Origin of the sequence: Streptomyces violens (assembly GCF_000717745.1) — a bacterium.
Lineage (GTDB): Bacteria > Actinomycetota > Actinomycetes > Streptomycetales > Streptomycetaceae > Streptomyces > Streptomyces violens.
Window position 1 is genome coordinate 31,755 of record NZ_JOBH01000016.1, and the last position, 21,935, is coordinate 53,689.

A 21,935-nucleotide genomic window follows, 5' to 3' on the forward strand; every position below is an offset into this window, starting at 1 on the left:
AAGCGGCGATCTCACATCCCCGGCCCACCCACCCACGCACAGACAAGGGAGCCCGCCCGTGGCCATCTCTGTGTTCGACCTCTTCTCCATCGGCATCGGCCCATCCAGTTCGCACACCGTCGGTCCGATGCGGGCCGCCCACATGTTCGTCGGCCGGCTGAAGGAAGAGGGCCTGCTGTCCCGGACGGCATCGGTACGTGCCGAACTCTTCGGCTCCCTCGGTGCCACCGGTCACGGCCACGGCACCCCCAAGGCCGTCCTGCTCGGCCTGGAGGGCAACGAGCCGCACACGGTCGACGTCGCCGAGGCCGAGCACGACGTCGAGCGGATCACGTCGACCGGGCGGCTGCGGCTGCTGGGCCGCGATCTCGGTGACGCCCACGAGATCGGCTTCGCCACGGACAGCCACTTGGTCCTGCACCGCCGCCGCTCCCTGCCGTACCACGCCAACGGCATGACACTCTCCGCGTACGACACCGAGGCGCTGCCACTGCTGGAGAAGACGTACTACTCGGTCGGCGGCGGCTTCGTCGTCGACGAGGAAGCGGCCGGCGCCGACCGCGTCGTGCTCGACGACACCGTGCTGAAGTACCCCTTCAGCAGCGGTGACGAACTGCTGCGCCTGACCCGCGAGACGGGCCTGTCGATCTCGGCCCTGATGCTGGAGAACGAGACGGCCTGGCGCACCGAGGCCGAGGTCCGCGCCGGTCTGCTGGAGATCTGGCGGGTGATGCAGGAGTGCGTGGCCCGCGGCCTGTCCAGCGAGGGCATCCTGCCGGGCGGCCTCAAGGTCCGCCGCCGGGCCACCGCGGCGGCCAAGGCGCTACGCGCCGAGGGCGATCCAGCGGGCAGGGCGATGGAGTGGGTGACCCTCTACGCGATGGCCGTCAACGAGGAGAACGCGGCCGGCGGCCGGGTGGTGACCGCCCCGACCAACGGCGCAGCCGGCATCATCCCCGCGGTCCTGCACTATTACCTCAACTTCGTCCCGGGCGCCGACGACGACGCCATCATCCGCTTCCTGCTGGCGGCCGGCGCCATCGGACTGCTCTTCAAGGAAAACGCCTCCATCTCCGGCGCCGAGGTCGGCTGCCAGGGCGAGGTCGGCTCGGCCTGCTCCATGGCCTCCGGCGGCCTCGCCGAGGTACTGGGCGGCTCCCCCGAGCAGGTGGAGAACGCCGCCGAGATCGGCATGGAACACAACCTCGGCCTGACCTGCGACCCGGTCGGCGGCCTCGTCCAGATCCCGTGCATCGAACGCAACGGCATGGCAGCCGTCAAGGCCGTCACCGCGGCCCGCATGGCCCTACGCGGCGACGGCCGCCACCATGTCTCCCTCGACAAGGTCATCAAAACCATGAAGGAAACGGGCGCCGACATGAAGGTCAAGTACAAGGAGACGGCGCGGGGCGGGCTGGCGGTCAACGTGATCGAGTGCTGACCGCATCTGACCGCATCGCCTCTGACCAGGCGGTCCCTGAAAAGCCCCTGGGGTGTCCCTGACGGAACGGGCGGTGACTGGTCGCAGGGAACGCTTCGCATCCCTGGGGCGGCCCACAATGGGCCTCCGCCACGCCGGGGGTGTGCGGGTCCCGTCAAGGGAACAGTGTGTAGGCAGGGTGGCTGCACGCACGAGGGAGAGCTGCGGCGCAACGCCCCAACGGGTTCTGACAGCATCGGGTCTTCCCGGCGGGCCGAGCGCGGCGGTGGTCTCAGCGCCAGTCGTCGATCACATACGCGTCGGGGTGGCTGTACCCGGGTTCGTTGGGCCTGTGCATGGTCACGCCCTGCAACCAGGTACGGAAACCGCGGTCGATCATGCGCCGGTAGGCATCCGAGCGGCCCAGGTTCATGCCGGCGTCCAGTTGCCCCAGCCCGCGCTCGGCGGCCAGCCGCTCGCACGCGTCGAGCAGTCGCTCGAACCGGTCGGCGGCCTCCGGACCAGGACGTACGGCGCCGAATTTGACGAAGCACACGTTCTCGCCGGCCTCCGACCCGGCTCCGCAGTGGCAGACGGCCAGGCCGTCGAGCTCGGAGCCGGCGCCATGGAGCAGGATGGTGTCACCGAGTCCCTGCGCGTGCGCGGCCACGATCTCGCGTTCCAGGCTCAGGCCCTCGTACACGGCCCCGGTCAGTGCGCGACAGAGGCTCAGCGCGTCGGGCCGCTCGGCGGCGGGCAGGTCGCCATAGAGCACCCGGCCGGGGACTGCGGCACCGTCTGTGACCTGCTTCTTCATGACGGCTGTGAGGAATCGGGGCCAGAAACCGTACCGTCGGTAGAGCTCGAGATGCTTGGGACTGTGCGCGAAGGTGAACAGGCCGAGGTGGCGGTTCCCCCAGGCGTCGAAGCAGTCGATGACCGGCTCCATCAGACGCCTGCCGATGCCCTGGTCCCACAGATCCGGACGCACGGTCAGCGGTCCGAAAAACCCGACGCTGCCCCAGTCAGTGGCAAAGTTCGATCCCACTACTTCGCCCTCGACCGTCGCCGCGAACGCCGCCTGTGGATCGGCCGCCCAGCGGGTGCGGACGTAGTCGACGGTCCCGAACGGATCAGGCGCCCCCAGGAAGGTCCCGAAGGCGACACTGCAGATCTCATCGGCCCGATCCAGGTCCGCCTCCTCCAGCGGGCGCACTGATACCGGGGCCGCGCCACTCCTGCGCTCCGCTGCTGGTGGGACCATCACTCTCTCCCTCCGACACCCTTTTCCATCGCACCACGGAGGTGCGCCGCAGGCGAGGCGAACGGTCCGGCGACACCCCGAGGCTCAGGAAAGCCACCCTGCCCTGGATGGGGAGAAGGGTGCTGTCCGTTCTCGGGCTCTGGCTCGCTTTCCGTGAAGCAGCCACGTTGAGTGACGGCCGACGCTCGGATCGGCCTTCGGGAACTTGCCTGAAAATGACGTACCGCATCGTCAAACTCCTCGCCGACGCCACCTCGCCCGAGGATCTCTTCCGCGGCCAATGGCAGGGGCGCCCTTCCGTACTCGATGAGTACAAGCCCTACCTGGACGATCGTTGGAACCAAGGCTGCACCAACGCCTGGAAGGCATGGGAGGAGATCGCGCCGTTCGGCTACAAGGGCAGTTCCCAGCGCGTTCGCGCCTACTTCCGCGCCAAGCGTCTCTCGACAGATCCGGTCACTACACCGCCGCCTTCACCTCGCACGGTCGCTGTCGATCCGGCGAGGAGCCACGCCGAGAACCAAGCTCTCCATGGCGTGAGGCATCGGACCGAAGTCGGCAACCCAGGTCTCGACGAGATAGATCACGCCAACTTCATCGATGCCCAGGAAGAACCGGCCGTGGTCCAGCTCGCCGAGCGGGTAAAGATGGCGCCCGATCGCTTCGCCCCACTCCGTGAATCGGTCATCTTCGCCCCAGGCCAGCTCGGGGTCCAGCTCGAACGGCGTGCGTGCACAGCTGACCCCAGGCCCGCTGACGTTCAGAGTCAAACCGCCGAACTCTTGCAGGAAGGCTTCCGCAGCGTCGTGCATGGCGAGGCCGACTGCTTCGAACATGGATCGCCAGCGGGCCGTGTCTACCTGCCGTCCAGGCGTCCATCCCGACGCCTCCAACACCTCATCCACCTCTGGCGACCAGCTACTCATCTGGGACCCCGACTCCTCAGCTATGGGCGAGCAGTGATCATCTCAGCGGCCGACGTTGCCGACGTCACTGAGCAGTGTGTGACCGCTTCACAGAAAGGCCCTGGTCCGGCAGAGAAGGACGGGGAGGCTGCTTCGGGCCCCGGCGCTGGACTGTGGCCCGGAGCAGGCTTCCGGTGCTTCGCCCGTGGTCAGCGGGCGAGGCGCGGGAGGAGGTTCTCGGCGTTCTTGCGGTTGATGGCCTCCGCCTGGCCGGGCGTGAAGTCCGGGTAGGTCTCCAGGAAGTGGTTGTAGTAGGTGCCGGCCTCCTGCGGGGCGAAAGGCCAGTCGCTGCCGTAGAGGACGTGGCCGGGTTCAGCGAAGGCGAGCAGCGCGGGCAGGGCGCTGGGGCTGGCGGACAGGGCGGTGTCGAAGTAGAAGCGCTTCAGGTCGCGCAGGACATCCTCGGCCTTGCGGTCGGGATCGACGACGGTGGAGGTCAGCCCGGAGAAGCGGTAGGCGGCGTAGGGGAGGAAGCCGCCGCCGTGGGAGAGGATCACCCGGACGTTGGTGTAGCGGCTCATGACGCCGTTCAGCACCAGGTTGAGGGCGCTGCGGGTGGTGTCGAAGACGTAGTCGGCCAGCGGGGCCGGGGTGCCGGGCAGCAGGGGCATCGGGGGCTGGGCGGGGTGGACGAAGACGTTCGCCGCGCGGCGGTCCAGTTCGGCCCACAGCGGCTCGAAGTCGGGGTCGCCGAGGTAGCGCCCGCCGGCGTTGGACATCAGGACGACGCCGTCGGCGTGCAGGGTATCCAGTGCGTGTACGGCCTCGGCCACGGCGGCGTCGACGTCGGGCAGCGGGACGCTGGCGAAGTGGCCGAAACGGTCGGGGTGGTCCTTGACGACCTCGGCGCCGTACTCGTTGACGGCGCGGGCGAGGTCCCGGGCCTGGGCGTCGTCTCCGAGGTGGACGCCGGGAGCGGTGACGGACAGGACACCGGTGGCGATGCCCTGCTGATCCATCATCGTGATGGCGCTCTTCTGGCTCCAGTCGGGGATGGCCCAGCCGCCGGAGTCGAGGCCCTGCGCGGCGAGGGTCCGGGCCCAGGCCGGCGGAACGATGTGCTGGTGGACGTCGATGCGAGCGGGGAAAGACACGTTTCTTCGCCTCCTAATGATTAGCTTGCTAACTTGTCTCATTTAGTAAGCTAACCGTCATGAGAGAGACAGGCAACTCCGAGACCCGCGGCACGTCCGAGCTGCGCGTGGAGCCTGGTATCGCGGACCTGGCCGAGGCCGCCGACCGGCTCTTCTATGCCATGCGACGCTCACGGTCTGCCACGGTCGGCCAATCCGCGGGCGGCCTGTCCATGTCACAGATGGCCCTTCTCGCCGTGCTGGCGGAGGATGCCGAGGGCGCGGGCCTGCCCGTCAGTCGGCTGGCCGCCAACGCCGAGATCAGCGTCCCCACCGCGACCCGCATGCTGCAGCAGTTGGAGGGCAAGAACGTGGTGACCCGACGCCGTGCACCGCACGATGAGCGTCAGGTCCTCGTCCGACTCACCGAGGAAGGCGCGGAGCGCCTCGCCACCATGCGGGCCGAGCTGCGCGCACGCCAGTACGCCGCCCTGTCGCAGTTCGCACCGCAAGAGCGGCACGAACTCGCCGCACAGCTGCACCGCCTTGCCGGCATCATCGGCGAGACCGTCCCCGGTGCAGCCGGACCGGCGGCGGCCGAGGGCTGAGCCCCCAGGACTACGAAGCCGGCCGCCCCCTCACGTCAGCAACGCCTCGAGCGCCCGGCTCCTCGTCGAGTGGCGACGCTGTCCTCTCTCATGAATGTCGAACACGGCCGCGCCGGGGCGCTGCTCCGCACGTCCGGCAACGGTCCGTGCCGTATGCACGACCACGATGGCCCCGCGGTCACGCGAATGCCTGCCTGACCGTGCGGGACAGGCGGCGGGGCACTGGGCTGGGGGTGCGGGACGCGGCCGGCAACGACGCACAGCGGCGGGCCCGCCCCGCCGGCCCCGCCCTGCTGTAGACAACCCGAGGTCGCAGCCGGGTGGGGCCGCAGCCAGACAGTGCGCCTGCTGCCATGAGCCCGACTCCGCGCTCATGGCGGCAGTGGGACACCGTTGAGGTGCGCGCGGCCCGCCGAGACGAACGTGGGATCGCCGCCGCGATCTCCCCGTGCGCTGCTGCCAGGGCGTTCTTCCGTGCGAACCGCTCTGCGGGTGCCCCGCCTCCGTCGCTCAGGAACGGCTGGGCTTCCTTCAGCCACCGGGTGACGGTGCCCTCGGTGACCGGCTCGCCCAGCGTGGGCAGGACGACGTCCTTCTCGCGGTCAGCCCTCCAGCCCGTAGCGCGTGGTGGCCCGGCGTACGACCTCCGGTTTCACCTCGCCGCGTCGGGCCAGCGTGGCCAGTACCTTCACGGCGATCGACGGGGCGTCCACGCCGAAGTACCGGCGGACGTTCTCCCGGCTGTCGGAGAGGCCGAAGCCGTCCGTGCCGATGGACACCCACTCCTGCTCGACCCACGGGGCGATCTGGTCGGGGACCGCCCGCATCCAGTCGCTCACCGCGACGACGGGGCCGGGCGCACCGCCCAGCGCGCGGGTGACGTACGGAATCCGGTCGTCACCGCGCAGTCGCGCGGCGTCACACTGCAGGGCGTCCCGGCGCAGCTCCGTCCAGGACGGCGCCGACCAGACGTCGGCGGCCACGCCCCAGTCCTCGGCGAGCAGCTGCTGGGCGTCGAGCGCCCAGTGGATGGCGGTGCCCGAGGCCAACAACTGGAGCTTCGGCGCGTCGGGCGCCGCCCCCTCGGCCGCCTTGTAGCGGTAGAGGCCGCGCAGGATGCCCTGCTCGTCCAGGCCCTCCGGCATGGGCGGCTGCACCTTGGTCTCGTTGTAGACCGTGAGGTAGTAGAAGACGTTCTCCGGGTCCTCGCCGTACATCCGGCGCAGACCCTCCTTGACGATCACCGCGACCTCGTACGCGAACGCGGGGTCGTACGAGACGGCGGCCGGGTTGGTGGAGGCGATGAGATGCGAGTGGCCGTCGGCGTGCTGCAGGCCCTCGCCGGTCATCGTCGTACGTCCGGCCGTCGCGCCGATGACGAAGCCCCGGCCCAACTGGTCGGCCAGCGCCCAGAACTGATCGGCCGTCCGCTGCCAACCGAACATCGAGTAGAAGATGTAGAACGGGATCATCGGCTCGCCGTGGGTGGCGTACGAGGTCGCGGCCGCGGTGAGCGAGGCGAGCGAACCAGCCTCCGTGATGCCCTCGTTGAGGATCTGACCGTTCTTGGCTTCCTTGTAGAAGAGGAGCTGGTCGCGGTCGACCGGGTCGTAGGTCTGGCCGAGCGGCGAGTAGATGCCGGCGCTCGGGAACAGCGATTCCATGCCGAAGGTGCGGGCCTCGTCGGGCACGACGGGGACCCAGCGCTTGCCGGTCTCCTTGTCCCGCATCAGGTCCTTGACCAGCCGGACGAACGCCATGGTGGTGGCGATCTCCTGGCTGCCCGAACCCTTCTTCAGGGCGTCGAACGCCTTGTCGGCGGGCATCGGCAGTGGCTTCGGGGTGACCTTGCGGGCCGGGGCCGGGCCGCCCAGTGCAGCGCGCCGCTCCCGCAGGTAGGCGACCTCGGGCGAGTCCGCCCCGGGGTGCGCGTACGGCACCAGCTCGTCGTTCAACTTGCTGTCGGGGATGGGTAGTTCGAGCAGGTCGCGCATGGCGCGGAATTCCTTGCCCGACAGCTTCTTCATCTGGTGGTTGGCGTTGCGCGATTCGAAGCCGGGGCCGAGCGTCCAGCCCTTGACGGTCTGCGCCAGAATGACGGTCGGCGCGCCCTTGTGCTCCAGGGCGGCCTTGTACGCGGCGTAGACCTTGCGCGGCTCGTGGCCGGCGCGCGAGGTGCCGACGATTTCCTCCAGCCGGGCGTCGGACAACTGCTCCCCGAGGCGGGCCAGTTCCGGCTGTCCGCCGAGGAAGTGCTCGCGGATGTACGCGCCGTCGCGGGCGGCGAAGGTCTGTAGCTGGCCGTCCGGGATGCTGCCCAGGTGCCGTACGAGCGCGCCGTCCACGTCCTGTCCCAGCAGGTCGTCCCAGGCCTGCCCCCACAGCGACTTGACGACGTGCCAGCCGGCGGCGCGGAATTGCCGCTCCAGCTCCTGCACGATCTTGAAGTTGCCGCGGACGGGGCCGTCCAGCCGCTGGAGGTTGCAGTTGATGACGAAGGTCAGGTTGTCCAGTCCCTCGCGCGCGGCCAGCGCGAGCGCGGCGGTGGACTCGGGTTCGTCCATCTCGCCGTCGCCCAGGAACGCCCAGACGTGCGACTGCGAGGTGTCCTTGATCCCGCGGTGGTGCAGGTAGCGGTTGAAGCGCGCCTGGTAGATCGCGGAGAGCGGACCCAGGCCCATCGATACGGTCGGGAACTCCCACAGCCAGGGCAGTCGCCTCGGGTGGGGGTACGAGGGCAGCCCCTCCCCGCCCGCCTCCTGCCGGAAGCGGTCCAACTGGCCCTCGGTCAACCGCCCTTCGAGGAACGCGCGGGCGTACACGCCGGGTGAGGCGTGCCCCTGGATGTACAACTGGTCACCGCTTCCATCCGCCTCCTTGCCGCGGAAGAAGTGCTGGTACCCGACCTCGTACAGCCAGGCCGCCGAGGCGAAGGTGGCCATGTGGCCGCCCAGGCCGCCGCGTTGGTTGCCGCGGGTCACCATCGCCGCCGCGTTCCAGCGGTTCCAGGCGGTGATCCGGGCCTCCATCACCTCGTCACCGGGGAACTCCGGCTCGTCGGCGGTCGGGATGGTGTTGATGTACGGGGTCTCCAGGAGCGGGGGCAGGCCGACCCCGGTGCGTTCGGCGTGCTCCGCGACGCGGCGCAGCAGGTAGGCGACGCGGTGCGGACCGCCGGCGCGGGCGGCGCCGTCCAGCGATTCGCGCCATTCGGCGACCTCGGACGGGTCACTGTCGGGCAGTTGGTCGAGCTGGGACACGGTGATCCCCTTTCACGTTCCTGGGTGAGGAACCGGAGGTGCCGCGCGCTTCTGCGGCACCTCCGGCGGTCGGGCGGACGACCGGCGATACGGGTGGGCCGGTCGCGCGAGGACGACCTCAACTGACGTCGCCGTCGGGAGACTTCCGGGCTACGGAACAACACTTCCGCCCCACAGAAGGTAGAGACTCCCGATCGCCAGGGTCAACCGTTACCAGCCGGTAATGATCGATGATCGATCATTTTTGCCCGGCTGATGCCATGCCATCCGCGGGTGGCCGGCTCAGTGCAGCAATTTGAGTCCCACCACGCCCGCGATGATCAGCAGCAGGCACACCAGGCGCGCGGCCGTCACCGGGTCGCCGAGCGCCACCATTCCGTAGACGGCGGTCCCCACAGCGCCGATGCCCACCCACACGCCGTAGGCAGTGCCGAGCGGGATCTGGTTCACCGCGTACGACAGCCCGCCCATGCTCAGGGCGAGCGCGACGAGGAAGAGCACGGAGGGCCACAGCCGGCTGAAGTTCTTGGAAGCCTCAAGCGCTGTCGCCCAGACCGTCTCCAGGACGCCCGACACGATGAGTACCAACCAGGCCATGGACCGCTCCGTTCTCCCCGCGTACGACGATGATCAACGTTGTCCAGTTGACCACTCCGCATCGCCGCCCGCGCGCCGGGGCAACGGCTCGTGGGAGCGGGTGGCCGATGCCGCGGGTATCCCCCGCTTCCTAACCGGCCACCTCGTACTGCCCCACCTCACGGAAGTAGCGCAGGGTCTCCGGGGAGCCGTCGTCGAGGGCGGCGTTGGCCGCGGCGCGCAGGGAGTCGCTGATGTTGGGAGTCGCGAGCAAGCGAGCTATGTAGACGGCGTCGTCCTCGGCTTGGGCCAGGCGGTAGCCGGTCTCCAGCCAAGCGCGCATCTCCTCCGGGGAGTTGTTGTCGAGGAGCTTGTTGGCCTCCTCGATGACTCGCTTGTCATTGTTCTGCGTTGCTACGTGGAGGATGCGGGCGATGGCGACCCGGTCGTCCTCGGCCTGAGCCAGCCGGTAGCCGGTCTTCAAGAAGGTGCGCATGTCATCCACGGTGCCGTTGAGGGCCTCATTCGCCTCTCGGACGACCCCGCGGCCGCTGTCCTCGTCCGCCAGGATGGCGGCGATCGCGGCACGCAGTTCGTCCTCCGACATCTCGTCCACCGGTGTGTCGGACATGGTCGCCGCGGAGGTGGTGGCCGGGGCCGCCGAACCGTTGGCAAACGCCGGGGCGGTGAAGAGGAGGGCCGGGGTCAGGGCGGTGGCCACGACGAGCAGAAGGGCACGCGTCGGTCTCATGAATGTATACCTCCGTGTTCGAAATCAGGCATGCAGATGATCACTCATGAGCGTCGAAATCGCATGAGGAATCGGTTAGTCCGGAAAAGGAGGGTCGAAGTGATCACGTGGCTGGGCGTGCACAGGGCCGGGAGATCGATGACGACCGGGCAGGCGGTTGCTCCGGGTCATCCGCGGAGACACTGGGGGGCCACGTTCGAACATTTTCGGGCTTCCCGCTCTTGCATGTTCTATGGCATACCCCATAAGTTACCGGCAGGTAGCCCGTTCGGCGGGCCACCCCGTCGTCGGGAAGGTGGTGTGGGCGAGTGAGTCCGCGCAGGAGCGACAGCCGTGAGCGGATGATCCTCAGTGCCGCCGCTCTGCTGCGTGAGTACGGTGCGAGCGCGACCAGCGTGGACCGGGTGCTCGCGCACAGCGGAGCTCCTCGGGGCTCGGTGTATCACCACTTCCCCGGTGGGCGGGCGCAGCTCATCGACGAGGCGGTGGCGCTGGCGGGGGACTTCATCGCGGGCCTGATCGATGCCGCCATGGAGGCGGACGATCCGGTGGAGGCCGTCGACGCGTTCTTCGTACTGTGGCGCGATCGGCTCGTGGAGAGCGGCTTCCGGGCCGGCTGCCCGATCGTGGCGGTGGCCGTGGAGACCAACGACGACGCACCCCAACTCGCCCGCTCCGCCGCCGCCGTCTTCGCCCGCTGGCAGGAGGCCCTCGCGCTCCTGTTCGTCCGGCACGGCCTGCCCGAGGAACGCAGCCGGAGGCTCGGCGCCTTCATCATCGCCGCGGTCGAAGGTGCGGTGATCATGTGCCGGGCCGAGCAGAGCACCGCCCCGATCGAGGCAGCCGCGGCCGAGATCCACGACCTGCTTCTGTACGCCCTGCGCGACCGCCCCGGGACGTAATCCCGGCCCCGGCCATAGCGCGCAGCCGCCCCACCCACTCAGCTCGAAGGAGTCGCCATGCCCTCGCTCGACCGCCACGACAACGTCTTCGTTCTCGACCTCGGAGACGGTGAGAACCGCGACGGAGAGAACCGCTTCCACCCCGACTGGCTCACCGCCGTCAGTGCCGCGCTCGACGAGGTCGAGAAGGCGGAGGGGCCCCGCGCCCTGGTCACCGCCGCCACCGGCAAGTTCTACTCCAACGGGCTCGACCTGGACTGGCTGTTCGCCCACGCCGACCAGCACCAGGACTACGTCGTCTCCGTCCATGAGCTGTTCGCGCGGATGCTGTCGCTGCCGGTCATCACGGTGGCCGCGCTGCAGGGGCACACCTTCGCCGCCGGCGCGATGTTCTCCCTCGCCCACGACTTCCGCGTGATGCGCGCCGACCGCGGCTACTGGTGCCTGCCCGAAGCGGACATCAACATCCCCTTCACCCCCGGTATGGCCGCGCTCATCCAGTCCCGGCTGGCGCCGCAGACCGCGCACGAGGCCATGCTCACCGCTCGCCGCTACGGCGGTACCGACGCCGCGGCCGCCGGCATCGTCGACCGGGCGGTCAGCGAGGACGCCGTGCGCTCCACCGCGATCGAGATCGCCCAGGCGCAGGTGAACAAGGCCGGCGACACCCTCGGCACCATCAAGGCCCGGATGTACGCCCCGGCCCTGGCCACCCTGCGGGACACCACCAACCCGCTCGGCTGACCAGCACACCACCGACCGCCGCCCCGCACCCGGGCTCACCCCGGGGCGGGGCAAGCTGCCCACCGCATGAGGAGACCGGGCCGATGACCGCCGACACCGCCACCTGGCACAAGAGCGCCTGCATCCTGTGCGAGAACAACTGCGGCATCCAGCTCCAGACCGACGGCCGCCGCTTCACCAAGATCCGCGGCGACAAGGACCATGTCGCCACCGCCGGCTACACCTGCAACAAGGCCCTGCGCCTGGACCACTACCAAAACGGCGGAGCCCGGCTGACGACACCACTCCGGCGGGAGGCGGACGGCAGTTTCACCCCGATCGACTGGGACACCGCCCTCCGCGAGATCGCCGCCCGGCTGAAGACGGTGCGCGACACCCACGGTGGCGAATCGATCTTCTTCTACGGGGGCGGCGGACAGGGCAACCACCTCGGCGGCGCCTACAGCGGCGCCCTGCTGCGCGCCCTCAGAGCCCGCTACCGTTCCAACCCCCTGGCCCAGGAGAAGACCGGCGAGGGTTTCGTCGACGCCCACCTCACCGGCGGCCACACCACCGGCGACTTCACCCGCGCCGAAGTCTCCCTCTTCCTCGGCAAGAACCCCTGGCAGTCCCACGGCGTCCCGCGCGCCCGTACCGTACTCAAGGACATCGCCAAGGACCCTTCCCGCACGATGATCGTCATCGATCCGGTGCGTACGGAGACCGCCGACCTCGCCGACATCCATCTCCAGGTCAAGCCCGGCACCGACGCCTGGTGCCTGGCCGGCCTCCTCGGCGTCCTGGTCCAGGAGGACCTCCTCGACCACGCCTTCCTCACCGCCCGCACCACCGGCGCGGAGACGGTGATCGAGCAGCTCAGGACGGTGGATGTCGCCCGCTGCGCGCAGACCTGCGGTGTGGACGAGGACCTGCTGCGCCGGGCGGCACGCCGTATCGGTACCGCCTCCAGCGTCGCGACGTACGAGGACCTGGGCGTGCAGCAGGGTCCCAACAGCACGCTCGTTTCCTACCTCAACAAGCTGACCTGGCTGCTGACGGGGAACTTCGCCAAGCCCGGCGCCATGCAGCCGCACTCGTGGATCGCCCCGCTGGCCCGCTACTCGACAAGCCCGCGCCGCACCCCCGTCACCGGCGCGCGGATGCCCGGCGGCCTGGTGCCCTGCAACGTCATCGCCGAGGAGATCCTCACCGACCACCCCGACCGCTTCCGGGCGATGATCATCGAGTCGTCCAACCCGGCGCACTCCCTGGCGGACTCCGCCGCCTTCGCCAACGCACTCGCCGCGCTCGACCTGGTCGTCGTCATCGACATCGCCCTGACCGAGACCGGCCGCCAGGCCGACTACGTGCTTCCCGCCGCCTCACAGTTCGAGAAGTGGGAAGCGACCTTCTTCACCTTCGAGTTCCCCCACAACACCTTCCACCTGCGCGCCCCGGTCCTCGACCCACTGCCCGGCACCCTGCCCGAGCCCGAGGTCTACGCCCGCCTCGTCCGCGAACTCAACGCCGTCCCCAGCAGCAAGCTGACACTGCTGCACGCCGCGGCCCGTCTGGGCCGCACCCCCTACAAGCTCGCCTTCGCCGCCCTGGCAGCCCTCGACAAGGGCACCTTCGCCATGGCCCCGTACCTGCTGTACGAGACCCTCGGCCCCACCCTTCCCACAGGCGCCCGGTCCGCCGCGGTGCTGTGGGCGCTCGCGCAGCGCATCGCCAAGGAGTACCCCGCCGCCATGCGCCGGGCCGGACACCGAAGCGCCGACGCCCTCTTCGACGCGATGCTGGAGGGCCGGTCCGGGATCACGTTCACCGAGGACGAGTACGCCGACGCCTGGAACTACGTCCCTCACCCCGGCCACCGCATCCCGCTGCCCATCCCCGAACTCCTCGGCCTCCTCGCCGATCTGGACACGACCCCCGCCGTCCACACCACCGACGACTTCCCCATCATCCTTGCCGCCGGCCAGCGCCGGGCCTTCACCGCGAACACCATCTTCCGCGACAACACCTGGCGCAAGCGCGACGTACAGGGCGCCCTGCGCATCAGCCCGCACGACGCCGAACAACTCGGCCTGTCCAACGGTGCCCTCGCCCAGATCACCACCACTCGCGGCACCGCTCAGGCCGTCGTGGAGATCGACGACCGCCTGCAACCCGGCCACGCGGCCCTGCCCAACGGCTTCGGCCTCGACCTGCCCACCGAGGACGGCAGCACCGAACGCACCGGCGTCGCCCTGAACACCCTCACCGACCTCACCTGGCGCGACCCCATCGCCGGCACCCCCTGGCACAAACACGTCCCCGCCCGCATCCAGCCCCTCCCCGCCTGACGAACATCCCGCCCCGCGCGGGCAGCGGCACCACCAGCACCAGGATCAGCACCAGGACCACGCAAGGAGAACGACCCGTGACCACCACCGACTTCACCGCCATGACCGGCCTGGAACTGATGCGCTGGGTACAGACCGAACGCCCCACCGACATCCCCTCCATCGGCCGTCTGCTCGGCATGCGCTTCGACGAGGTCGACCACGGTCGCATCGTCATCTCCCTCGACACCCGCCCCGACTTCGCCAACCCCCTCGGCACCGTCCACGGCGGCATCGCCGCCACCCTCCTCGACTCCGCCATGGGCTGCGCCGTCCACACGACCCTCCCCGCCGGCGCCGGCTACACCACCCTCGAGCTCAAGGTCAACTACATCCGCGCCGCCCGCACCGACGGCCAGACCCTCACCGCCACCGGCACCGTCATCCACGCCGGCCGCCGCACCGCCACCGCCGACGGAAAGGTCCTCGACGACCAGGGCAAACTCATCGCCCACGCCACGACCACCTGCATGATCCTCTAGACGTCACCAACGGCCAGCTCGTCCTGCCCGGCCCCCGCGGCCTGGCATGACGGCGGATGCCGGGCGGTGAGCAGAGGCTGCTCGCCGCCCGGCATCCGTGTTGGTGTGGTGTTGTGTCAGGTACCGAGACGGTTCTGGACCCAGTCGTGGAATTCGCCGATGTGGTGTTCGCTCGGGACCAGGACGCCGCCCTTGGCGTACAGGCGTGAGCTCATCGTCGGCTGGCAGCGTTCGCAGGCGTCGAAGTCCTGGCGGTTGACCCGGTCGAAGAGCTCCACCGACCGGCTCACGTCCTTGCCGCTCTCGACGACGTGCGGAAGGTACAGCCAGTCGCACTCCACGATCGTGCGGTCGGCCGCCACCGGGTACATCCGGTGGAAGATGACATGGTCGGGGACCAGGTTGATGAACACCTGCGGCCGCACCGTGATCGCGTAGTACCGGCGGTCCTGGTCCTCGGAGACGCCCGGAATGCGGTCCAGGCCCTCCGAGCCGTCAACGGTGAAGCCCTTGACGTCCGCACCGAACTCCGCACCGTGGCCCACGTAGTACTGCGCCGCGAAGCCGTCGGCGAATTCCGGCAGTACTTCGGTCAGTTCCGGGTGGATCGTGGCGCAGTGGTAGCACTCCATGAAGTTCTCGATGATGAGCTTCCAGTTCGCCTGCACGTCGTAGACGATCCGCTTGCCGAGCTCCAGGTTGTCGATGTCGTACCCGACGATCGACTCGGCGTCGCCCAGGCGTGCCACCACATCCTGGATCACCGACTCCTCGAACGAGGGCGGGTTCTCGGCCAGGCACACCCACACATAGCCCAGCCACTCGCGCACCGCCACATTGGCCAGGCCGTACTCGGTCCGGCCGATGTCCGGCATCTTCGTCAGGTTCGGGGCCGCGACGAGCTTGCCCGTGAGGTCGTACGTCCAGGCGTGGTACGGGCATTGGAACGCCCGCTTGACCTCGCCGGACTCCTCCGTGCACAGCTTGGCGCCCCGGTGCCGGCACACGTTGAAGAAGGCCCGGACGGAGTTGTCCCGCGACCGGGTCAGCAGGACGCTCTCGCGCCCGACGTCCACGGTCTTGAACGCACCCGGCTTGTCCAGGTCCGCGGAGCGCGCCGCGCAGAACCACATCGATTCAAAGATGCGCTCCTGCTCCAGCCGGAAGATCTCCGGGTCCGTGTAGTGGTCACCGGGGAGCGTCGGGATCAGGCTCTCCGGCAGTCCGGTCGTGGTCATGGTTCACCTCGAAGAGAAGTGCCTTGGGCAGGGAGAAAAGAGGAAGAGACGTGGGACCGTCGGCTGTCAGGTGAGTGCTTCACGCGGCAGCGTGTCGGCCGGCGGCGCGTTCGGCCGCCTCTACGACGTTGGCGAGGAGCATCGCCCGCGTCATGGGGCCGACGCCGCCGGGCATCGGTGCCAGCCACCCGGCGACGCCTGCGACGTCCGGATGCACGTCGCCGAGCAGGCCCTCTTCCGTGCGGGTGATGCCGACGTCCAGGACGGCGGCGCCCGGCCGGACCATGTCCGGAGTGATCAGGCCCGGCGAACCGGCTGCCGCGACGACGACATCCGCCTCGCGGACGTGCCAGGGCAGGCCCTTTGTACCGGTGTGGCAGAGCGTCACCGTTGCGTTCTCCGACCTGCGGGTGAGCAGCAGGCCGATGGGCCGGCCGACCGTGACACCGCGGCCGATCACACAGACCCGGGCTCCGGCGAGCGGTACGTCGTGGCGGCGCAGCAGCTCGACGATGCCGCGCGGGGTGCAGGGCAGCGGACTCTCGACGCCGAGGACCAGGCGCCCCAGGCTGACCGGGTGCAGGCCGTCGGCGTCCTTCGCCGGGTCCATCCGCTCCAGTACGGCGTTGGCGTCGAGCCCGCGCGGGAGGGGCAGTTGGACGATGTAGCCAGTGCAGGCCGGGTCGGCGTTGAGTTCGTCGATGACTGCCTCGACCTGGTCCTGGGTGGCGTCGGCCGGCAGCTCACGGCGGATCGAGGCGATCCCGACCTGTGCGCAGTCGCGGTGCTTGCCGCCCACGTACGCGTGGCTGCCGGGGTCGTCACCGACCAGTACCGTACCGAGGCCCGGTACGATGCCGCGCTCGGCCAACGCCTTAACTCTTACGGTGAGTTCGGCACGGATGGCGGCCGCGGTGCGACGGCCGTCAAGAATGTTCGCGCTCATTTTCTCCCCTTCTTGGGTGGGCACGGGCTAGCCGCGAAGGCGCTGCATTTTCGGGTCGAACAGCGGTTCCTCGGTGACGACCGCCGGGATGGCCTGGTCGAAGTAGCCGATGTGCAGGGTGCGGCCGGGAGTGGCCAGTTCCGCGGGCAGCCAGGCGTAGGCGATGGCCTTGCCGATCGTGTATCCGTACGCGGCGCTGGTGACGTAGCCGACGGCGCAGTCACCGTCGTGGACCGGCTCCTTGCCCATGACCACGGCAGTGGGATCGTCGATGGTCAGGCAGGCCAGGCGGCGTTGCACCCGTTCGGCGCGCCGCTGCAGCGCGTCGCGGCCGATGAAGTCACCCTTGTCCATCTTCACCGCGAAGCCCACGCCGGCCTCGTACGGGTCGTGCTCGTACGTCATGTCGGTGCCGAAGGACCGGTAACCCTTCTCCAGTCGCAGGCTGTTGAAGGCGCCCCGGCCGGCCGCGATGCCGCCGTACGGCCGGGCCGCCTCCCAGAGTGTGTCCCAGAGCTTCAGGCCCATGTCGGCGGTGGTGTACAGCTCCCAGCCGAGCTCGCCGACGTAGGAGAGCCGCATCGCGGTGACGGGGACGGAGCCGATGTACGCCTCCTTCGCGCGGAAGAACTTCAGGCCGGCGTTGGAGAAGTCCTGGTCGGTCAGCGGCTGGAGCACCTCCCGCGCCTTCGGGCCCCACAGGCCGATGCAGCAGGTGCCGGCGGTGATGTCGCGCACTGCCACGGAACCGTCCGCGGGCAGGTGCCGGGTGAGCCAGTCCAGGTCGAGCGCGCCGTTCGCGCCGATCTGGAAGCGGTTGCGTCCCAGCCGGGCGATCGTCACATCGCTGCGGATGCCGCCGTCCACGTCCAGCATCAGTGTGTACGTGACCGAGCCCACCGACTTGTCGATGTTCCCCGTCGTCAGGTGCTGCAGGAAGGCCGCGGCGCCGCGGCCGGTGACCTCCAGCCGCTTCAGTGCGGTCATGTCGTACAGTGCGACGCCCTCGCGGGTCGCCTGGGCCTCGGCGCCCACGATCGGCGACCAGTGGCGGGCCGCCCAGTCGTTCGGTGTGGGGATCTCCCGCCCCGCCAGCAGGGGCTCATTGGCCGCGTACCACTGGGGCCGCTCAAAGCCCGATGCTTCCAAGAAGTACGCACCGAGCTCCTGCTGGCGGGGCAGGAAGGGGCTGGTGCGCAGGGGTCGTGGCGCACCAGCCGGCTGGAGGGGGTGGAGGATGTCGTAGACCTCGTCGAAGTTCTGGCAGTCCCGCGCCAGGACGTACTCGGGGGCCAGCTGGTGCGGTTCGAAGCGGTTGACGTCGCACTCGTGCAGATCGAACGAGGAGCAGTACCCGTCCACCAGCCACTCGGCGACGGCCCGGCCCACGCCCGCGGAGTGGGTCACCCACACCGCTTCCGCCACCCAGAAGCCCTTGACCTGCTGAGACTCGCCCAGCAGTGGCATTCCGTCGGTGGTGAAGGAGAACAGTCCGTTGATGCCTTCCTCGACCTTGGCCTCCTGCGTCGCCGGGAGCAGCGACTGGGTCTCGGTCCAGGCGTCGGCGAAGTCCTCGGGGGTGAAGCGCAGGACGGACGGCATCTCCTCGGCTTCGTTCACCGAGACGATGTCGTCGGCCGACACCGGCATCGCGCGGTGCCCGTAGTAGCCGATGCCCAGCCGGTCGTAGCGGTCCCGGTAGTAGAGATCGGCGTCCTGGTGGCGCAGGATCGGGCGTACGGCCTCCTCCTCCTGGCCCGCCAGCGCCGGCACCGGTCCGGTCCAGGCAAGCTGGTGGGCGAGCGGGGTCAGGGGGAGGTCCATGCCGACCATGCGGGCGACCTTCGGCCCCCAGATGCCGGCGCAGCACACCACGATGTCCGCCGGGATCTCACCCTGGTCGGTGACCACGGAGGTCACCCGGTCACCGCCGGTGCCGTCGTCCTCGGTGCGGACGTCCAGCACCTCGTGCTCGCCCAGGAGGCGCACTCCGCGGTCCTCGGCCGCCTTGAGCTGTGCCTCGACCGCCAGTACCGCTTTCGCCAGGCCGTCGGTCGGGATCAGCATGCCACCCAGTACCCGCTCGGCGTTCACCAGCGGATGCAGCCGTACGCACTCCTCGGGGCCCAGCAGCCGTGCCTCGACACCCCACGACGTCACCCAGCCGTGCCGGCGTTGCAACTCCGCCAGCCGTTCCGGCGTCGTGGCGATCTCCAGTCCACCCACCGGCAGGAAGCACGGCTCCCCGGCCACCTGCAGCGAGGAGAACTTCTCCACCGTGTAGCGGGCCATCTCCGTCAGGGCTTTCGAGGCGTTGGTCTGGAACACCAGGCCCGGAGCGTGTGACGACGATCCGCCGGTGGCCGGCAGGGGCCCCTGGTCGACCACCGTCACCTCGGTCCAGCCCCGGACGGACAGCTCATCGGCCAGCGCCGCTCCCACGACACCCGCACCGATGATGACCACGCGCGGTCCCGCCATCGCCACACCCTCCCATCGAAAAAGTTGCTTCATGCGCAACGCGCATCGGGTTGCGCAACACACAGTGCAGTCCGTCCAGACCCGTGTCAAGAGGTGATCCGAGAGCGTCGAGGGTGCGCTGCTCCATGGACCGGAGAGCGGGCCCGGCGCCGCAACTCCCTGATCAGCAAGGTCGATCAGAGCCCTTGACCGCAGGCCGTCACGTCCGGACTATGTTGCGTATCAAACACGCTGTTGCGTAATGCGCACCCACTGGGAGGTCTCCGTGTCCGCTCGACCGCAGCCCGATCGCGAGTTCATCCTCACCGTCTCGTGCCCCGACCGCTCCGGCCTGGTCCACGCCGTCACCGGCTTCGTCGTCCAGCACTCCGGAAACATCCAGGAGAGCCAGCAGTTCGACGACCGGCTGCAGGGCCACTTCTTCCTGCGCATGCGCTTCGACGTCCCGGATCCGGCCATCACGCTGGACGATCTGCGCTCCGGCTTCGCGCCGGTGGCGGAGGCGTACCGGTTCTCCTGGAACCTGCACGACGCGTCGACTCCGACCCGCACGCTGATCATGGTGTCGAAGTTCGGCCACTGCCTGAACGACCTGCTCTTCCGGCGCAGCACCGGCGCGCTCAACATCGAGGTGCCGGCGATCGTCTCCAACCACCGGGACTTCGAACCGCTCGCGGAGAGCCACGGGATCCCGTTCCACCACATCCCCGTGACGCGGGAGACGAAGCCCGAGGCGGAGGCGCGGCTGCTGGAACTGGTCGACGAGCTCGACATCGACCTGGTGGTCCTCGCCCGCTACATGCAGATCCTGTCGAACGACCTGTGCAAGCAGCTCGAAGGCCGGGCGATCAACATCCACCACTCGTTCCTGCCGAGCTTCAAGGGCGCACGGCCGTACAACCAGGCGCACGAGCGCGGCGTCAAGCTCGTCGGCGCCACGGCGCACTACGTCACCCCGGATCTCGACGAGGGCCCCATCATCGAGCAGGGCGTCGTCCGCGTGGACCACTCGCAGAGCCCCGACACCCTGGTCACCCTCGGCCGCGACGTCGAGGCACAGGTACTCGCCCGGGCCGTGGAGTGGCACAGCGAGAGCCGGATCATGGTCAACGGCAACCGCACGGTCGTCCTTCGCTGAGCCCCGCTGACCCTCTGGTCGGCGGTTTCGCCGACCACCGCCCCTATAGTTCCGTTATGAGCAACGACAGCACTGAGCCCGCGGGCGCTTCCGGCGGCGGAGTGCAGTCCGTCGACCGGGCTGTCTCCGTGCTGGAGCTACTGGCCCAGCACGGCGAGGCAGGCGTGAGTGACGTGGCCGCGGCGCTCGGTGTGCACAAGTCCACCGCGTTTCGTCTGCTCGGCGCCCTGGAAGCGCGGGGGATGGTCGAGCAGGAGAGCGAGCGCGGGAAGTACCGTCTCGGCTTCGGCATCGTACGACTGGCCGGTGCGGTGACGGCCCGCATCGACATCACCAAGCACGGCCGGAAGATCTGCGAGCGCCTCGCCGGGAAACTGGGCGAGACGATGAACATCGCCGTGCTCGAGTCCCACTACGTCATCAATCTCGACCAGGTACGCGGCCCGTCAGCCATCACCGCGCAGAACTGGGTGGGACGGCTGACGCCGCTCCACTGCACATCGAGCGGCAAGGTCCTCCTGGCCCACCTCTCCCCCGAGCGCCGGTCCGAGCTCATCGCCGAGATTCGGCTCGCGCGCATGACGCCCCGCACCCTGACGTCCAAGAAGAAGCTGGAAGCAGCGCTGGCCGAGACCCGAACGCAGGGCTATGCCATCACGGTGGAGGAGTACGAGGAGGGCCTCAACGCCGTGGCCGCTCCGGTCCGCTCGCGCGACGGCGAAACCGTCGCGGCACTGACCGCCTCTGGACCGGCCTTCCGCTTCACCGAGGAACGCATGCACGAGCTCGCACCGGCCCTGGTCGAAGGGGCGGAAGAGCTCAGCCGCCGCCTGGGCCATCCGGGCTGAGGCCCGCCAACCCCTCGACGAGCGGGCTCTCAGTACAGCGACGTCTGCAGCGTCGCGGCAGTCGCTTCAAGGCCCCAGCGGGCGGTCACCCGCACCGCGTCGGCCGTCGAGGCGACGTCGTGGACGCGCACGCACCAGGCCCCCTGCGTGGCGGCCAGGACGGACACCGCGGAAGTCGCCGCGTCCCGCTGGTCCGCCGGGCGGGGCAGGCCCGTCGCCGGGTCCGCGAGCAGCTGCCCCAGGAAGGACTTACGGGCCGCGCCCACGAGTACCGGATGACCGAGCGCGACAACGTCCCGCAGCCGTCCCAGCAACTGCCAGTTGTGCTCAGGGGACTTGGCGAATCCCAGCCCCGGATCCAGGACGATGCACTCCGGCCGGATGCCGGCATGCAGCGCCGCCTCTACCCGCAACCGCAACTCATCGACCACATCGGTGACCACATCGCCGTACACGGCGTTGGCCTGCATGCCGGCGGAGTGCCCGCGCCAGTGCATGGCCACGTACGGCAGCCCGGCCTGAGCCATCAGCGGCAGCATCGCGGGGTCGGCGAGACCGCCCGAGACATCGTTGACCAGCGTCGCACCGGCCTCGATGGCGCGAGCGGCCACCTCCGCCCGCATCGTGTCGACACTGACGGGCGCGCCTGTGGCGGCGAGCTCACGGACGACGGGCAGTACGCGACGCAGCTCCTCCTCGGGCGACGGACGCAACGCACCGGGACGGGTCGACTCACCGCCCACGTCCAGGATGTCCGCGCCCTCGTCGAGCAGCGCGAGGCCGTGCGCGACGGCCTGCTCGGCGCCGTACCAACGCCCGCCGTCGGAGAACGAGTCGGGCGTGACGTTCACAATGCCCATGACCAGGGTCCGG

The 21,935-nt window shown here is 69.5% G+C and carries 18 protein-coding genes; 8 read left to right on the forward strand and 10 right to left on the reverse strand.

Annotation, left to right across the window (positions count from 1 at the left end):
• Positions 1 to 58: 58 nt before the first annotated feature.
• A complete protein-coding gene (locus IF04_RS0127615) occupies positions 59 to 1,441 on the forward strand; it encodes an L-serine ammonia-lyase (protein WP_030263615.1) in 1,383 nt (460 codons plus the stop codon).
• 271 nt (positions 1,442 to 1,712) lie between these two features.
• Here IF04_RS0127615 and IF04_RS0127620 read toward each other — a convergent pair whose 3' ends face one another.
• The 3 genes from IF04_RS0127620 to IF04_RS0127630 form a co-directional block, all read right to left on the reverse strand.
• Positions 1,713 to 2,636 carry a GNAT family N-acetyltransferase gene (locus tag IF04_RS0127620; protein WP_030263618.1) on the reverse strand — a complete coding sequence of 308 codons (924 nt, stop codon included), beginning with the start codon at positions 2,634 to 2,636 and terminating at the stop codon, positions 1,713 to 1,715.
• 521 nt (positions 2,637 to 3,157) lie between these two features.
• Positions 3,158 to 3,610 carry an SUKH-3 domain-containing protein gene (locus tag IF04_RS36090; protein WP_037960928.1) on the reverse strand — a complete coding sequence of 151 codons (453 nt, stop codon included), beginning with the start codon at positions 3,608 to 3,610 and terminating at the stop codon, positions 3,158 to 3,160.
• A gap of 188 nt (positions 3,611 to 3,798) precedes the next feature.
• Positions 3,799 to 4,743: an amidohydrolase family protein gene (locus IF04_RS0127630; RefSeq protein ID WP_030263623.1), complete on the reverse strand. Its 945-nt coding sequence runs from the start codon at positions 4,741 to 4,743 to the stop codon at positions 3,799 to 3,801.
• A 59-nt stretch (positions 4,744 to 4,802) separates the two neighbouring features.
• Here IF04_RS0127630 and IF04_RS0127635 point away from each other — a divergent pair, with 59 nt between their 5' ends.
• Positions 4,803 to 5,330 carry a MarR family winged helix-turn-helix transcriptional regulator gene (locus tag IF04_RS0127635; RefSeq protein WP_030263625.1) on the forward strand — a complete coding sequence of 176 codons (528 nt, stop codon included), beginning with the start codon at positions 4,803 to 4,805 and terminating at the stop codon, positions 5,328 to 5,330.
• Positions 5,331 to 5,932: 602 nt separating this feature from the next.
• On the opposite strand, the gene aceE is transcribed toward IF04_RS0127635, so the two are convergent.
• From aceE to IF04_RS0127650, 3 genes are all read right to left on the reverse strand, one after another.
• Positions 5,933 to 8,590: a pyruvate dehydrogenase (acetyl-transferring), homodimeric type gene (gene aceE, locus IF04_RS0127640; RefSeq protein WP_030263627.1), complete on the reverse strand. Its 2,658-nt coding sequence runs from the start codon at positions 8,588 to 8,590 to the stop codon at positions 5,933 to 5,935.
• A gap of 282 nt (positions 8,591 to 8,872) precedes the next feature.
• Entirely contained in the window at positions 8,873 to 9,187 is a 315-nt protein-coding gene (locus IF04_RS0127645) for a DMT family transporter (protein ID WP_030263628.1), read from the reverse strand.
• Between the two features lie 130 nt (positions 9,188 to 9,317).
• Positions 9,318 to 9,917 carry an ALF repeat-containing protein gene (locus tag IF04_RS0127650; protein WP_030263629.1) on the reverse strand — a complete coding sequence of 200 codons (600 nt, stop codon included), beginning with the start codon at positions 9,915 to 9,917 and terminating at the stop codon, positions 9,318 to 9,320.
• A 308-nt stretch (positions 9,918 to 10,225) separates the two neighbouring features.
• On the opposite strand from IF04_RS0127650, the gene IF04_RS0127655 reads away from it, so the two are divergent.
• From IF04_RS0127655 to IF04_RS0127670, 4 genes are all read left to right on the forward strand, one after another.
• Positions 10,226 to 10,819 carry a TetR/AcrR family transcriptional regulator gene (locus tag IF04_RS0127655; protein ID WP_245654531.1) on the forward strand — a complete coding sequence of 198 codons (594 nt, stop codon included), beginning with the start codon at positions 10,226 to 10,228 and terminating at the stop codon, positions 10,817 to 10,819.
• Between the two features lie 57 nt (positions 10,820 to 10,876).
• Positions 10,877 to 11,563, forward strand: a complete 687-nt coding sequence (locus tag IF04_RS0127660) for an enoyl-CoA hydratase/isomerase family protein (protein ID WP_030263635.1) — start codon at positions 10,877 to 10,879, stop codon at positions 11,561 to 11,563.
• Between the two features lie 83 nt (positions 11,564 to 11,646).
• On the forward strand, positions 11,647 to 13,890 hold the full coding sequence (locus IF04_RS0127665) for a molybdopterin-dependent oxidoreductase (protein ID WP_030263638.1): 2,244 nt from the start codon (positions 11,647 to 11,649) through the stop codon (positions 13,888 to 13,890).
• A gap of 77 nt (positions 13,891 to 13,967) precedes the next feature.
• Positions 13,968 to 14,411, forward strand: coding sequence for a PaaI family thioesterase (locus tag IF04_RS0127670; protein WP_030263641.1), 444 nt, complete (start codon positions 13,968 to 13,970; stop codon positions 14,409 to 14,411).
• A 116-nt stretch (positions 14,412 to 14,527) separates the two neighbouring features.
• Here the strand turns inward: IF04_RS0127670 and IF04_RS0127675 are convergent, their stop codons facing one another.
• From IF04_RS0127675 to IF04_RS0127685, 3 genes are all read right to left on the reverse strand, one after another.
• Positions 14,528 to 15,649: an aromatic ring-hydroxylating oxygenase subunit alpha gene (locus IF04_RS0127675; RefSeq protein WP_030263642.1), complete on the reverse strand. Its 1,122-nt coding sequence runs from the start codon at positions 15,647 to 15,649 to the stop codon at positions 14,528 to 14,530.
• 79 nt (positions 15,650 to 15,728) lie between these two features.
• Positions 15,729 to 16,595 (reverse strand): bifunctional methylenetetrahydrofolate dehydrogenase/methenyltetrahydrofolate cyclohydrolase, encoded by an 867-nt coding sequence (locus IF04_RS0127680; RefSeq protein ID WP_030263650.1) that lies wholly within the window; start codon positions 16,593 to 16,595, stop codon positions 15,729 to 15,731.
• A gap of 27 nt (positions 16,596 to 16,622) precedes the next feature.
• On the reverse strand, positions 16,623 to 19,076 hold the full coding sequence (locus tag IF04_RS0127685; RefSeq protein WP_030263652.1) for a GcvT family protein: 2,454 nt from the start codon (positions 19,074 to 19,076) through the stop codon (positions 16,623 to 16,625).
• A gap of 265 nt (positions 19,077 to 19,341) precedes the next feature.
• Here IF04_RS0127685 and purU point away from each other — a divergent pair, with 265 nt between their 5' ends.
• Both purU and IF04_RS0127695 read left to right on the forward strand, forming a co-directional pair.
• Positions 19,342 to 20,214 carry a formyltetrahydrofolate deformylase gene (gene purU, locus IF04_RS0127690; RefSeq protein ID WP_030263655.1) on the forward strand — a complete coding sequence of 291 codons (873 nt, stop codon included), beginning with the start codon at positions 19,342 to 19,344 and terminating at the stop codon, positions 20,212 to 20,214.
• Positions 20,215 to 20,270: 56 nt separating this feature from the next.
• A complete protein-coding gene (locus IF04_RS0127695; protein ID WP_078600878.1) occupies positions 20,271 to 21,062 on the forward strand; it encodes an IclR family transcriptional regulator in 792 nt (263 codons plus the stop codon).
• Between the two features lie 29 nt (positions 21,063 to 21,091).
• Here the strand turns inward: IF04_RS0127695 and folP are convergent, their stop codons facing one another.
• On the reverse strand, positions 21,092 to 21,922 hold the full coding sequence (gene folP, locus IF04_RS0127700; RefSeq protein WP_037960946.1) for a dihydropteroate synthase: 831 nt from the start codon (positions 21,920 to 21,922) through the stop codon (positions 21,092 to 21,094).
• Positions 21,923 to 21,935 lie beyond the last annotated feature (13 nt).

Excerpts from the sequence above, each read along its gene's own strand:
- IF04_RS36090 (WP_037960928.1), bottom strand. The coding sequence starts at position 3,610 with ATGAGTAGCTGGTCGCCAGAGGTGGATGAGGTGTTGGAGGCGTCGGGA.
- IF04_RS0127635 (WP_030263625.1), top strand. The coding sequence starts at position 4,803 with ATGAGAGAGACAGGCAACTCCGAGACCCGCGGCACGTCCGAGCTGCGC.
- IF04_RS0127645 (WP_030263628.1), bottom strand. The coding sequence starts at position 9,187 with ATGGCCTGGTTGGTACTCATCGTGTCGGGCGTCCTGGAGACGGTCTGG.
- IF04_RS0127650 (WP_030263629.1), bottom strand. The coding sequence starts at position 9,917 with ATGAGACCGACGCGTGCCCTTCTGCTCGTCGTGGCCACCGCCCTGACC.
- IF04_RS0127660 (WP_030263635.1), top strand. The coding sequence starts at position 10,877 with ATGCCCTCGCTCGACCGCCACGACAACGTCTTCGTTCTCGACCTCGGA.
- IF04_RS0127665 (WP_030263638.1), top strand. The coding sequence starts at position 11,647 with ATGACCGCCGACACCGCCACCTGGCACAAGAGCGCCTGCATCCTGTGC.
- IF04_RS0127675 (WP_030263642.1), bottom strand. The coding sequence starts at position 15,649 with ATGACCACGACCGGACTGCCGGAGAGCCTGATCCCGACGCTCCCCGGT.
- IF04_RS0127680 (WP_030263650.1), bottom strand. The coding sequence starts at position 16,595 with ATGAGCGCGAACATTCTTGACGGCCGTCGCACCGCGGCCGCCATCCGT.
- IF04_RS0127685 (WP_030263652.1), bottom strand. The coding sequence starts at position 19,076 with ATGGCGGGACCGCGCGTGGTCATCATCGGTGCGGGTGTCGTGGGAGCG.
- IF04_RS0127695 (WP_078600878.1), top strand. The coding sequence starts at position 20,271 with ATGAGCAACGACAGCACTGAGCCCGCGGGCGCTTCCGGCGGCGGAGTG.
- folP (WP_037960946.1), bottom strand. The coding sequence starts at position 21,922 with ATGGGCATTGTGAACGTCACGCCCGACTCGTTCTCCGACGGCGGGCGT.